This is a genomic window from Bifidobacterium callitrichos (assembly GCF_008698085.1).
Taxonomy (GTDB): domain Bacteria; phylum Actinomycetota; class Actinomycetes; order Actinomycetales; family Bifidobacteriaceae; genus Bifidobacterium; species Bifidobacterium callitrichos.
Window position 1 is genome coordinate 596,524 of the sequence record NZ_RZJP01000001.1, and the last position, 13,421, is coordinate 609,944.

General features: G+C 63.8%; 10 protein-coding genes and 3 tRNA genes. 11 read left to right on the forward strand and 2 right to left on the reverse strand.

Annotated elements, in window-relative coordinates; all coding sequences use genetic code 11:
- Positions 1–113 precede the first annotated feature (113 nt).
- On the forward strand, positions 114–1,331 hold the full coding sequence (locus EMB92_RS02630) for a THUMP-like domain-containing protein (protein WP_150393684.1): 1,218 nt from the start codon (positions 114–116) through the stop codon (positions 1,329–1,331).
- A gap of 188 nt (positions 1,332–1,519) precedes the next feature.
- On the opposite strand, the gene EMB92_RS02635 is transcribed toward EMB92_RS02630, so the two are convergent.
- Positions 1,520–1,924, reverse strand: coding sequence for a pyridoxamine 5'-phosphate oxidase family protein (locus tag EMB92_RS02635; protein WP_043167686.1), 405 nt, complete (start codon positions 1,922–1,924; stop codon positions 1,520–1,522).
- A gap of 195 nt (positions 1,925–2,119) precedes the next feature.
- On the opposite strand from EMB92_RS02635, the gene EMB92_RS02640 reads away from it, so the two are divergent.
- Together EMB92_RS02640 and EMB92_RS02645 are read left to right on the forward strand one after the other, a co-directional pair.
- Positions 2,120–3,055, forward strand: a complete 936-nt coding sequence (locus EMB92_RS02640) for a DMT family transporter (RefSeq protein WP_150393685.1) — start codon at positions 2,120–2,122, stop codon at positions 3,053–3,055.
- A 129-nt stretch (positions 3,056–3,184) separates the two neighbouring features.
- Positions 3,185–4,258 (forward strand): hypothetical protein, encoded by a 1,074-nt coding sequence (locus tag EMB92_RS02645; protein WP_223847528.1) that lies wholly within the window; start codon positions 3,185–3,187, stop codon positions 4,256–4,258.
- 161 nt (positions 4,259–4,419) lie between these two features.
- Here the strand turns inward: EMB92_RS02645 and EMB92_RS02650 are convergent, their stop codons facing one another.
- The gene (locus tag EMB92_RS02650) at positions 4,420–6,897 is read right to left on the reverse strand and encodes a phosphoketolase (RefSeq protein WP_150393687.1); all 2,478 of its coding nucleotides are present in this window, start codon (positions 6,895–6,897) and stop codon (positions 4,420–4,422) included.
- Positions 6,898–7,345: 448 nt separating this feature from the next.
- Between EMB92_RS02650 and guaA the strand changes: the two genes are divergently transcribed.
- From guaA to EMB92_RS02690, 8 genes are all read left to right on the forward strand, one after another.
- Entirely contained in the window at positions 7,346–8,908 is a 1,563-nt protein-coding gene (gene guaA / locus EMB92_RS02655; protein WP_150393688.1) for a glutamine-hydrolyzing GMP synthase, read from the forward strand.
- A 309-nt stretch (positions 8,909–9,217) separates the two neighbouring features.
- On the forward strand, positions 9,218–10,237 hold the full coding sequence (locus EMB92_RS02660) for a ribose-phosphate diphosphokinase (RefSeq protein WP_043167681.1): 1,020 nt from the start codon (positions 9,218–9,220) through the stop codon (positions 10,235–10,237).
- 41 nt (positions 10,238–10,278) lie between these two features.
- Positions 10,279–10,349 (forward strand) — tRNA-Gln (locus EMB92_RS02665).
- Between the two features lie 112 nt (positions 10,350–10,461).
- Complete coding sequence (glmU, locus tag EMB92_RS02670; RefSeq protein ID WP_043167679.1) at positions 10,462–11,853, forward strand: bifunctional UDP-N-acetylglucosamine diphosphorylase/glucosamine-1-phosphate N-acetyltransferase GlmU; 1,392 nt, start codon at positions 10,462–10,464, stop codon at positions 11,851–11,853.
- 106 nt (positions 11,854–11,959) lie between these two features.
- Positions 11,960–12,376, forward strand: a complete 417-nt coding sequence (rsfS, locus tag EMB92_RS02675; RefSeq protein WP_107044511.1) for a ribosome silencing factor — start codon at positions 11,960–11,962, stop codon at positions 12,374–12,376.
- Positions 12,373–13,080: a histidine phosphatase family protein gene (locus EMB92_RS02680; RefSeq protein WP_043167675.1), complete on the forward strand. Its 708-nt coding sequence runs from the start codon at positions 12,373–12,375 to the stop codon at positions 13,078–13,080. Before rsfS ends, EMB92_RS02680 begins: the two co-directional genes overlap by 4 nt.
- A 146-nt stretch (positions 13,081–13,226) precedes the next feature.
- Positions 13,227–13,299 (forward strand) — tRNA-Ala (locus tag EMB92_RS02685).
- 47 nt (positions 13,300–13,346) lie between these two features.
- Positions 13,347–13,419 (forward strand) — tRNA-Ala (locus EMB92_RS02690).
- Positions 13,420–13,421 lie beyond the last annotated feature (2 nt).

A 13,421-nucleotide genomic window follows, 5' to 3' on the forward strand; every position in this document is an offset into this window, starting at 1 on the left:
ACGGGTCTCATCTCAGTGTTCCACATCCGCCGGTCATCGGCGCCGCGCGGATGGCGCGCTCCGCTCTCCGTCGATGGCCTCCATGCACATGGCGCCTTTCGTACAATGGCATGGTGATGATTTCCGATGAGACGCGCGCGTTCGTCGCCGCGCACCGCAACGAGGACGTGCGCGATCTGGCGCTGCACGCGGGACACCCGGACGGTGTCGACCTGACGCTCGCGCTGGAGCAGATCGCCGGATGGCAGACGGCGCGTGCGAAGCTGCCTGATTGGGCGGCGCATGACGACGTATGGTATCCGCCGCATCTGTCGATGGAGCAGTGCTCGTCGCAGTTCACGGCGACGTACAAGGAGGGCATTGCCCGGCGTCTTGCCGCAGACGTCTCCGGCTTCCCCTCCCCTTCGACGCTGGTCGATCTGACCGGCGGGTTCGGCGTGGACTTCTCGTATATGGCACGCGCGTTCGAGCGTGCGGTCTATGTGGAGCGTCAGCCTCATCTGTGCGCGATCGCCGAGCATAACATGCCCGCCTTGGGGCTGGACCATGCGCGTATCGTCAACGCGCACGCCGAGGGATATCTGGATGCGATGCCGGAGTCGACGCTCGTCTTCCTCGACCCGGCGAGACGTGATACGCACGGCGCGCGCACCTACGCGATCGCCGACTGCACGCCGGATGTGCTGGACATGCTGGATCGTCTGCTCGCCAAGACGCATCGGGTGATGGTCAAGCTCTCGCCGATGCTCGACTGGCATAAGACGGTCGACGATTTCGCAGGGCACGTGGCCGAGGTGCATATCGTCTCCACCGGCAACGAGTGCAAGGAGCTGCTGCTCGTCGTCGACCGCGGCATGCATGCCGCGCCGCGGGTCACGTGCGTAAACGACGCCCAGCTCTTCGCCTTCACCCCGTCCGAGGCGGCGGATCCTATAGGTTCGGACGCACGTACCTCCCCTGATGGATACGAATGGCGCTATCTGTACGAGCCGAACGCCTCGATCATGAAGGCGGGATGCTTCGACGCGCTTGCACGGGCGTTCGATGCGCAGATGATCGGACCGAACAGTCATCTGTTCGTCGCGCCCGAACCCGTCGCCGGATTCCCCGGACGGTCGTTCACCGTCGAGGGCGTATCCACGATGAACAAGCGCGAGCTCAAGGCCGCGCTGGACGATCTGACGCATGCGAACATAGCCGTGCGCAACTTCCCGATGCCGGTGGCCGCACTGCGCAAAAAACTGAAGCTCAAGGACGGCGGGAACGCCTACCTGTTCGCGACGACGGATGATCTGGGCCGTCACCTCGTCATCCGGTGCCGCAAGGCATAGTTTCTTACGGATGAGGATGAATCGGAAAACCCATTCATCACCTCGACACCTCGACAAACCGGCCTTCCCCTGAAAACCGTCCCCGAAAACGATGATGCCTGCGCATCGCAGTCGCATGCGACGCACAGGCATCAGACAGGAATGATACGGGACCGCAACCGGAGCGTGCCCGACCGGACGGGCCGGTCTCAGTCCTTGACGATGGTCTTGCCGGCGGTGGGACCGGAGGCGAGGTTCTGGATCTCGGTGATCTCGAGGACCGGGATGACCGCCGGCTTCTTGGTGCCCTTCTCCTCGGCGACCTTGACCTGCTCCTCGTAGATCGCGTCATCGGAGTGCAGGGTCACGGTGCCGCGGAAGCGGTAGCCCTGCTTCTTCTCCAGGTTCGCGAAGGCGATGACCAGCGGGGAGCCGTTCTTGAGGTTCTCGTAGGCCTGGCCCGCGGTACGCTCGTGGTAGGCGATGTGGTTGTCGTCCAGCACGAACAGCGACATCTTCGGGCCCAGATCGAGCTCGCCGTCCTTGGAGACGGTGGAGATCCAGCCCAGGTTGTTCTCGATGAAGGTCTTCATCTCTTCGGTGAGCGTTGCCATAGTGACATCCTTTCATGACACGGCGAATCGTTATCCGGATTCCACTCTACCCACTCGTCCGCCGCGCCGCCCGCATCGTCCGCCGCGAGCCGCTGTGAGTATGTTCACCTTTGCGCCTCAGGCATGTCGCCGGGGCGTCCGGCCGTATCGTATGTATCGACGACACCGAGACGCAATGGAAGCGAGGTCATCTTCATGGGTCTGTCGGCACGAATCGGTGCGCTGCGCAGTCGTTGGTCGCGATCCTTCCCGCCGAACCTCGCACGTCTGATGCTGCTCTCCTGTGCCGCGCTATGGGGCGGCAGCTACCTGCTGGCCAAATTCGCGATGGAGGCGATTCCCCCGCAGTGGCTGATGGGCCTGCGCATGATCGGCGCCTGCCTGTGCATGCTGGCGCTGTTCCATCGTCACATCATTCCGTCTCTGAAGCCCTCGATCATCGTGCCGGCGCTGGTGGTGGGACTGACCTACTGGGGCACGATGGTCACGCAGACGATCGGCCTGCAGACCATCGATCCGGGTCGCAGCGCGTTCCTGACGGCCGCGTACTGCGTGCTGACGCCGTTCGCCACCTGGATCGTCTCCCGCGTCCGACCGAAGGCCGTCAATCTGGTCGCCGGCGTGATCTGCCTCGCGGGCGTCGCCTTCGTCTCGCTGAAGAACGGGACGTCCCTGTCCCTGTCGGTCGGCGACTGGTTGACGATCGCGACCGCCGTGATCTTCTCGTTCAATCTCACGTGCCTCGGCGTGTACGCGAAGCGATTCGACCCGATCGCCGTGACGTTCGTCCAATTCGCCGTCGCCGGCGTCCTGTTCATGGTCGGCGCCGTATGCACCGAGCCCGCTCCGAATGCGGGCTGGCTCGCCCCGTCGGTGCTGGCGAGCGTGCTGTACCTGTTCCTCGGTGCGACGATGTCCGCGCAGATCATGCAGAACATCGGGTTGGCGCATGTGCCGCCCTCGCAGGCTTCGATCATCATGTGCACGGAAAGCCTGTTCGCGGTCTCGTTCTCGGCGCTGTTCTGGGGAGAGCGCATCACATGGAGTTCTCTGGTCGGTTTCGCACTGATCTTCTCGGCCGTACTGCTGTCGGTGATCAGGCCGACCCGACACTCGCTGCATCGCAACTGACGCCGTCTTGCGGGTACGGCGGACCGTCCTCGCGCGGGTTGTGGAGATTTCGGCGATGCTTGTGTGTGTTTTGCGTCATCATGGCGCTTCACAGGTATCTTGCGGCGAGAACGGTTACCTTCAAGGGTGATGAAGTTTATCAAAGGTCTTTCCATATCCCAGATTGTTGCGGGATCCCTTGCCGCGGTCACGTCGTTCCTGCTCTCGGCGAAGATCGGCGTCGGCGGTTCGGTGATTGGTGCCGCAGCCAGTTACATCATCTCCACCGTCGCGGCGAACATCTACAAGAACGTGCTCGACGCCTCCGGCGAGAAGCTCCAATCCATCACCCCCGGTTCGTCCGACGACTCGGACGATGCCGATAAGGAGCAGACGCCGACCTCCGCGTCGGCCTCCGATATCGATGCCGCGAAGGCGACGGACGACGACGCTGCGGAATCGGACGCCACGACCGTCATCGCCGGTGCGGCCGGTGCCGTTCGCGCTCCCCGCGAGGTCAGTTCGAATGTGCTGTCCGCGGATCGACGAGGCTTGCCCGCCACGAGGACGAGCACCTTTACGCTCGAGGAGATTCGCCGCACACGCAAACGCCGGATCGATCCCAAGCGCATGGCGATCATCGTGTCCGTGGTCTCCGGCCTGATCGGTGTGGCCTTCGCCGCCGGTCTGGTGTTGCTGTTCACGAACGGCAACGGCACCGACACCGTCGTACGTGACGTGGTGCATCCGACCACTTCGCAGACACAGACGACCGAGAACGAAACGGATACGGACGGCACGTCGACCGCTCCCTCCCTGCCTCAGGATCATCCGGGCACGGATTCCGGGTCCACGGATTCCGGCGATTCCGGCAACGATTCCACGACCGATTCGAATTCGACGGATTCCAGCGATTCCACGAACGGCACGACCGGCAGCGAAACCGACTCGAGCTCCGGCAGCTCATCCGGTTCTACCGGTTCCACCGGATCCAACAGCTCGGACTCCGGATCCACGTCCGGTTCGAACGGCTCCGGTACCGGAACATCCGGCGGAGCCTCCTCCAACGGTTCCGGGTCAGGCGAGTCCGGTTCCAACGGATCGGGATCCTCCGGCACCACCGGATCCGACTCGGGTGCTTCAGGCTCTACCTCGAGCTCGACCGGATCGACTGGTACCGGTTCCTCGAGTGGCTCGTCCTCGGGTTCGACCGGATCCAACTGATCGAGTGCAATCGCTCGCTTTCACGAGGCCTCGGTGGGAGTTCATCCTGCCGAGGCATTCTTTGATGCTCCTTAGCGGAAATCAAGCATACGAAAAGGGGCCTGGGGGAAATCCCCAAGCCCCTTTTGCGTTAGAACACTAACGAGATGGAGGAGTCAGACTCACTCGTTGTCGCCGGCGGTGGCAGCGGTGGCGGTGACGGCGCCCTTCTCGGCGGTGTTCAGGCCGGAGTACACCCAGTCGGTGTAGTCCGGGTGATCGTAGCCGTGGTCGACGGCGAACTGGAAGGCCTCGTTGCGGAAGGCCTCGAGCTCGTTGATCTTGTCGGCGTACTTGTCGGCGTCGATCATGCGCAGAGCCTCAGCAGTCAGCTCGTAACGGTCGATCTCGTTCACGCGAACCATGTCGTACGGGGTGGTGGTGGAGCCCTCCTCCTCGTAGCCGTGGACGTTGAAGTTGTCGTGGTTCGGGCGATCGTAGATCAGGCCGCGCACGTCGTGAGCGTAGGAGTGGTACGCGAACAGGACCGGCTTGTCGGCGGTGAAGATGTCGGCGAACTCCTCGTCGGACAGGGCCTCGTCGTTCTCCTTGGCGGACTGCAGAGCGAGCAGATCAACCACGTTGACGACCTTGAACTTGATGCCCAGCTCCTTGAGCTTGTCGGAGGCGGCCATGATCTCCTGAGTCGGGACATCGCCGGCCGCGGCAAGCACGATCTCGGCCTCATCGTTGGACTTCGCGGTGGAGGCCCAATCCCAAGCGGCGGCACCCTTCTCGAGCTCGGCGCGAGCCTCGTCGAGGGACAGCCAAGTGGCGGCCGGCTGCTTGCCGGCGATGATGGCGTTGATCTTGTTGGTGGACTTGTAGCACTTCTCGGCGATGGCCAGCAGCATGTTCGCATCGGTGGCAAAGTAGATGCCGATGACGTGGTCGTTGTGGAAGCACTTGTTCAGCAGCAGGGAGGTGACACCCGGATCCTGGTGCGAGAAGCCGTTGTGGTCCTGACGCCAGACGTGGGAGGAGACCAGCAGGTTCATGGACGCGATCGGCTTGCGCCACGGGATCTCACGAACGGTAGCCTCAAGCCACTTGGCGTGCTGGTTGAGCATGGAGTCGATCACGTGGACGAAGGACTCGTAGGAGCTCCAGATGCCGTGACGACCGGTCAGCAGGTAGCCCTCGAGGAAGCCTTCCATCTGGTGCTCGGACAGCTGCTCGACAACCTGGCCGGAGACGTGCATGTGCTCGTCGACCTCATCGGAGATGTAGCCGGCGTCCCACTGCTTGTTGGTGACCTCGTAGGAGGCCTGCAGACGGTTGGAGGCGGTCTCATCCGGTCCGAAGATACGGAAGTCGTGCGGGTTGTTCTTGATGATGTCGCGGGTGTAGACGCCCAGACGACGGGTGGCCTCGAGCTGGCCCCAGCCGTGGCCGTACTTCTCGACTTCCTTGACGGCGTAGTCCTCGATGTTCGGCAGCTTCAGGTCGTCGCGGATGACGCCACCGTTAGCGTTCGGGTTGGCGCCGATGCGCAGCTCGCCCTTCGGCATGAAGGACACGACGTCCTCCTTGACGGCGCCGTTCTCGTCGAACAGCTCCTCCGGCTTGTAGGACTCGAGCCAGTTCTTGAGGACCTCGAAGTGGGCCTCGGTGTCGCGGGCGGAGGCCAGCGGCACCTGGTGGGAACGCCAGGAGCCCTCGGTCTTCTTGCCGTCGATGTACTTCGGGCAGGTCCAGCCCTTCGGGGTGCGGAAGATCAGCATCGGGTAGAACGGACGGTGCACGTTGTCGGTCTGGGCGGTCGCCTTGATGTCGCAGATCTCGTCCCAGATGGACTCCCACAGGTCGGCGAAGCGACGGTGGATGGACATGTGGTCCTCATCGTCGAAGCCGGCGACGAACTCGTACGGCTCGTAGCCCATGCCGTGGAAGAACTCGTGGAGCTCCTCGTCGGAGATGCGGGACAGGATGGTCGGGTTGGCGATCTTGTAGCCGTTGAGGTGCAGGATCGGCAGCACGATACCGTCGGTGCGCGGGTTCACGAGCTTGTTGGACTGCCAACCGGTGGCCAGCGGGCCGGTCTCGGCCTCACCGTCGCCGACGATGGCCGGGACGAACAGGCTCGGGTTGTCCATGATGGCGCCGTAGGCGTGAGACAGGGCGTAGCCCAGCTCGCCACCCTCGTGGATGGAGCCCGGGGTCTCCGGAGCGAAGTGGGACGGGATGCCGCCCGGGTAGGAGAACTGGCGGAAGAACTTCTGCAGACCGGCCTCGTCCTTGGTGATCTTCGGGAAGGTCTCGGTGTAGGTGCCGTCCAGGTAGGACTGCGAGGTGCCGGCCGGGCCACCGTGGCCCGGGCCCATGATGATCACGGTGTTCTGGCCGTGGTCGGCGATGAAGCGGTTGATGTGGCCGATCAGGAAGTTCAGGCCCGGGGTGGTGCCCCAGTGGCCGACCAGACGGTGCTTGACGTCCTCGCGGGTGAAGGGCTCCTTCATCAGCGGGTTGCTACGCAGGTAGATCTGGCCGATGGAGAGGTAGTTGGCGGCGCGCCAGTACTTGTCAACGCCTTCGAGGGCTTCCTCGGAAACCGGAGCGTTCAGCTTCTTCCAAGGGGTGCCAATAACAGGACTCGTCATGTGTACTCCTGTACTCCTGCACGTAATGTGCGATTGATTATTTCTGTTTCGGTCGCGAGACCTCCATAACCTTGCGGTTACGCGGTTTCCCGCTTCCAATCACCAGTCATGTTACGAGGACAACGCGACTTTTGAACGATTTCTTGCGGGTGTGTTCGAAAATGTTGCGAAAATTGCTGGTTTTGTGTGAATTAGCCGATCGATTGTGCGCATGGGTTTAACGCAGGCATGCAATGAAAACGTTGGAATATCGCGGCAATCCGCCATTTTGCAACGAAAGCCGACGTTCGATTCGCCATGTTCACTATCGGCGTGTTGACGGAATCCCCATACGTTGTTTGTGCGTTTTTCGCACAGAAACTACGCCTTTAACCCTTGTCTGGCTCGATAGGGATAATCAATGTGACACCACCCAAGTTACATCACGATAAACGTTAGGGGAATTTCCATGGCAACAGGTCCTGTGCTCGTCGTCGACTTCGGAGCTCAGTACGCCCAGCTCATCGCCCGCCGCGTGCGTGAGGCCAATGTATATTCCGAGCTCGTGCCCCATTCGATGCCGGTCGACGAGATGCTGGCGAAGGATCCGAAGGCGATCATTCTCTCCGGAGGACCGGCCTCCGTGTTCGAGCCCGGCGCCCCGCGCGTCGACCCGAAGCTGTTCGAGGCCGGCGTCCCGGTGCTCGGCATCTGCTACGGCTTCCAGGCCATGGCCTACGCCCTCGGCGCCGACGTCGACAAGGCGGCCCTCGGCGAATACGGCAAGACCGAGACCGTCATCGACAGGGCGGAGGGCATCCTCGCCGGCTCCCCGTCCGAACAGAGCACATGGATGAGCCACGGCGTCGCCGTCAAGACCGCCCCGCAGGGCTTCGACGTCCTCGCCCACACCGAGGGCGCCCCCGTGGCCGCCATGGAGGATCGCTCACGCGGACTCTACGGCGTGCAGTGGCACCCCGAGGTCAAGCACACCCCGCGCGGTCAGGAGCTCATCGAGACGTTCCTGCACGACTGCGCCGGGCTTCCCGACGACTGGAACGCCTCCTCCATCATCGACGACCAGGTCAAGAGGATCCGCGAGCAGGTCGGCGACGCCGAGGTCATCTGCGGTCTGTCCGGCGGCGTCGACTCCGCCGTCGCGGCCGCCCTCGTGCACAAGGCCATCGGCGACCAGCTCACCTGCGTGTTCGTCGACCACGGCCTGCTCAGGAAGGGCGAGGTCGAGCAGGTCAAGCACGACTTCGTCGAGGCCACCGGCATCCGCCTGATCACCGTCGACGCCGCCGACGACTTCCTCGAGGCCCTCAAGGGCGTCTCCGAACCCGAGCGCAAGCGCAAGATCATCGGCGAGAAGTTCATCCGCACCTTCGAGAAGGCCCAGCGTCAGGTGCTCGAGGAGGCCGGCGCCCGAGGCAAGGAGGTCAAGTTCCTCGTGCAGGGCACCCTCTACCCCGACGTCGTCGAATCCGGCGGCGGCGACGGCGCGGCCAACATCAAGAGCCACCACAACGTCGGCGGCCTGCCCAAGGACATCAAGTTCCAGCTCATCGAGCCGCTGCGCACCCTGTTCAAGGACGAGGTGCGCGCCATCGGCACCGAGCTCGGCCTGCCCGACGAGATCGTCTGGCGCCAGCCGTTCCCCGGACCGGGCCTCGGCATCCGCATCATCGGTGAGATCACCAGGGAGCGCCTCGACCTGCTGCGCGAGGCCGACGCCATCGCCCGCGAGGAGCTCACCAAGGCCGGCCTCGACCGTGACATCTGGCAGTGCCCCGTCGTGCTCCTCGCCGACGTACACTCCGTCGGCGTCCAGGGCGACGAACGCACCTACGGCTCCCCCATCGTCCTGCGCCCCGTCTCCTCCGAGGACGCCATGACCGCCGACTGGTCGCGTCTGCCCTACGACGTGCTCGCCGCCATCTCCACGCGCATCACCAACGAATGCCGCCAGATCAACCGCGTGGTGCTGGACTGCACGTCCAAGCCCCCGGCAACCATCGAATGGGAGTGACGGTGGAAATCGTCCGATGGAGCGTATACCGCCTTTCCTCGGCACTCGACGTACCCTTTGTACGCCTTCGGCCTCGGAACGGCGGTCTCCGCACGCATCGGACGATTTCCACCGGCTGAAGTCATGCGTACAACACTAACGACTGAAGCATGAATAACAGCATGAATAACATAAGGAGCGCCGTCCGTCCCCGGGCGGCGCTCCTTTTCGTACGAGAGACCCTCGCAAGGGCGGCGCGCGGCCGGTCGGCGCGAGCCACTACACTTGGATGACGCAAGCGAAAACTTCAAATGACGTTTGGGAGATACGGTGAGCGCAATCCTCGAAGGGAAGCCCGACAAGAACCTGATACTCGTTACGGGAAGGGTTCATCCGAAACTTGCGCAGGACGTCGCCGAACAGCTCGGCATCGACCTGTTGGAAACCACCGCCTATGACTTCGCCAATGGCGAGATGTACGTGCGCTACACCGAATCGGTGCGCGGCGCCGACGTGTTCGTGCTGCAAAGCCACTACAAGCCGATCAACAAGGCGATCATGGAACAGCTCATCATGATCGACGCCCTGAAGCGTGCATCCGCGCGTTCCATCACCGCCGTATGCCCGATGCTGGGCTACTCCCGGCAGGACAAGAAGCACCGCGGCCGCGAGCCCATCTCCTGCCGTCTCGTCTTCGACCTGCTCAAGACCGCCGGCGCCGACCGCATCATGTCGGTCGACCTGCATGCCGCGCAGTCGCAGGGCTTCTTCGATGGTCCGGTCGATCATCTCATCGCCATGCCGGTGCTCGTCGACTACATCCGCGACCGCTTCCAGGGTCACCTCGACAACGTCGCGGTCGTCTCCCCCGACGCCGGCCGCATCCGCGTGGCCGAGCAGTGGGCGCAGCGCCTCGGCGGCGGCCCCCTCGCCTTCGTCCACAAGACGCGTGACATCACCCGTCCGAACCAGGCCGTCTCCAACCGCGTCGTCGGCGACGTCAAGGGCAAGGACTGCGTGCTCGTCGACGACCTCATCGACACGGCCGGCACCATCGTCGGCGCATGCAACGTGCTCAAGGACGCCGGCGCCAGGTCCGTCACCGTCGTCGCCACGCACGGCGTGCTCTCCGGTCCCGCCGTTGAACGACTCAAGTCGTGCGGCGCCCGCGAGGTCGTGCTGACCGACACCGTGCCGATCCCGGAGGAGAAGCGCTGGGACGGCCTGACCGTCCTGTCCATCGCCCCGCTGCTGGCCGGCGCCATCCGCGCCGTGTTCGAGGATGGTTCCGTGGCCGAGCTGTTCGACACGTACCCCGAACACCACGGTCAGGGTTTCCTGTTCGCCTGACCTTATGGTATAAATGAACACTTGGCGGGTTCGCCCGCCGCTCCCCCATGGTGTAATGGCAGCACACGGGCCTTTGGAACCCTTTGTCTTGGTTCGAATCCAGGTGGGGGAACACCGTCAGGACGGCCGACCGGTACTCATCCGGTCGGCCGTCTATTGTTAGGTGCTTGGATAAGCACCATGTATCAGTATCAAACCAGCCAGTGAAGGGAAACGACACACTCATGGCATCCTCGGCATTGACCGCCGCAATCGTTCTCGCCGCGGGAGAAGGCACCCGCATGCGTTCCAACAAGCCGAAGGTGCTGCACACCTTCGCCGGACGCACCTTCCTCAACCGTGTGATGGCCTCCGTCAGGGCGCTCGATCCGGCAACCCTCGCGGTCGTGGTCCACTTCCAGGCCGACCGCGTCGCCGCGGCGGCCCGGTCGTACGACGAGTCGGTCACCATCGTCAACCAGGACGACATCCCCGGCACCGGTCGTGCCGTGCAGTGCGCGATGGCGCAGCTGACCGAGCACGGCCCGATCACCGGCCCGGTGCTCATCGCCGCCTCCGACATGCCGCTGCTCGACGCCGCCACGCTGGAACGTCTCGTCGCCTTCCACACCGAATCCGGCAACGGCGCCACGGTCCTGACGACCGTGCTCGACGACCCGACCGGCTATGGCCGCATCATCCGCGATCGTGACGGCAACGTGCTGCGCATCGTCGAACAGAAGGACGCCAATCGCAGCGAACTGGCCGTGCAGGAGGTGAACACGTCCGTGTACGTGTTCGACGCCGAACTGCTCACGCGCGCCATCGCGGATCTCAAGTCCAACAACGCGCAGGGCGAGTTCTACCTGACCGACGCGCTCGAGACCGCCCGTTCGGCCGGCAAGGTCGGCGCGTTCACCGCACCCGACCCGCTGAGCGTCGAGGGTGTGAACGACCGCGTGCAGCTCGCCGCGCTCGCCAAGGCGCACAACCGTCGCGTGTGCGAGGCGTGGATGCGCGGCGGCGTGACGATCCTCGACCCGGAGACCACGTGGATCGACGACGAGGTCGAGATCGGCCGTGACGCGGTGATCCTGCCCGGATGCTTCCTGCAGGGCCACACCGTCATCGGCGAGGAGGCCGTGGTCGGCCCGTACACCACGCTCATCGACGCCACCGTCGATGCCGAGGCCACCGTCGAGCGCTCCCGCGTGCAGGAGACGCACATCGGCCGCGCCGCGAACATCGGACCGTGGACGTACCTGCGTCCCGGCAACGAACTGGGCGAGGAATCGAAGGCCGGCGCGTTCGTCGAGATGAAGAAGGCGCACATCGGCAACGGCACCAAGGTGCCGCACCTGAGCTACATGGGCGACGCCACGCTCGGCGACCACACCAACATCGGCGGCGGCACCATCACCGCCAACTACGATGGCGTGCACAAGAACAAGACGCACATCGGGGCCGGATGCCACGTCGGCGCCGGCAACCTGTTCGTGGCCCCCGTCGAGGTCGGCGACAACGTGACCACCGGCGCCGGATCCGTCGTCCGTCATCCCGTGCCCGACGACACGATGGTCTACTCCGAGAACACGCAGCACAACGTCGAGGGCTGGAAGCCCGCCTGGGAGCGCTGAGCCGCAGCCCGTTCGCGTACGCACACGTACGCGAACGCACCAACATACGACATAACCGACATAACCGACATAACCGCATAGACATACAACCGCATAGAGGAGATCCATGCCCGCATTGCAGTCATCCATCGACGACATCCGCATCGCCGCCCAGGCGGCCGACCGAGTCAAGGCCACCGACATCGTCGCCTTCGACGTGACCGGCCCTCTGGGCATCACCGACATCATGATGATCGCCGGCGCGTCCAACGAACGCCAGGTGCTCGCCGTGGCCGAGGAGATCGAAAAGGACCTGTACGTCAAGTGCGGCGGACGCAGCCCGCGCGAGCGTGAGGGACTGACCGAAGGCCAGTGGGTGCTGCTCGACTACGGCGACTACGTGATCCACGTCATGCACGAGGAGTCGCGCGAGTTCTACGGTCTCGAACGCCTGTGGCGCGACTGTCCGCAGATCGATCTCGAACTCGAGCATCCTGAGAGCGCGCATCCGGAGAACATTGCGGTGGAAAGCGTGGAACGATGAAACACGTCCGTTCCATCTTCCTGGTGCGTCATGGGCGCACCTCCTACAACGCGGCGCACAAGCTGCAGGGACAGGTCGACATCCCGCTGGACGCCGTGGGTCGCTGGCAGGTGGCCCAGACCGCCGCATGGCTCAAGGCCGTGTATGTCGATCAGCGTCCCGAGACGAGCAGCAGACTGATCGTATGCTCCGATCTCTCCCGCGCCCACGCCACCGCGCAGGCGTTCGCCGACGTGCTCGGTGGCGTCGAGGCGGGAGTCGAGGTGCATGACGACACGCGCGTGCGCGAACGCAGCTTCGGAGACTGGGACGGCCATGCCGTGGCCGAACTGGCCGAACGCTACCCCGAGGACTTCCGCTCGTGGAGGCTGCATCAGGGCGGTGAACTCAAGTACGGCGCCGAACCCAAGGAGCACGTGGGTTCCCGAGGCGTCGAGGCGCTCTCCTACTGGTCCACGCTCGCCGGGGACGACACCGACCTGTTCGTCTTCTCGCACGGGGCATGGATCGCTCAGACCCTGCAGACCCTGCTTGGGGTGAACGAGGTCGATCCCACGTTCTCGACGTTCACGGCGATGCGCAACGCGCACTGGGTCCGACTCGATCCGATGGATCTGCCGGACGGTTCAGTACGTTGGCGACTGACGGACTACAACCACGGTCCCGCCGTCGCCGATACCCCCGAATGGGAGCGCGAACGCTAGGAAAGGCTTGGGAAAAGCCCGGAAACAAAGGATTCCGGCACTGCGGTTCATGTGTGCGACACACACGCGACACGCCGTATTTGCCGGAATCCGCATGTCGTCGTAATGTATACGAGGCTCAAAAAGCAAGCCAAACAATTGAACACGGGGCTATGGCGCAGCTGGTAGCGCATCTCCATGGCATGGAGAGGGTCAGGGGTTCGAATCCCCTTAGCTCCACGAAACAAGCCGACACAGTCGAACTTGTTCACCACATAACTCAACACGGGGCTATGGCGCAGCTGGTAGCGCATCTCCATGGCATGGAGAGGGTCAGGGGTTCGAATCCCCTTAGCTCCACG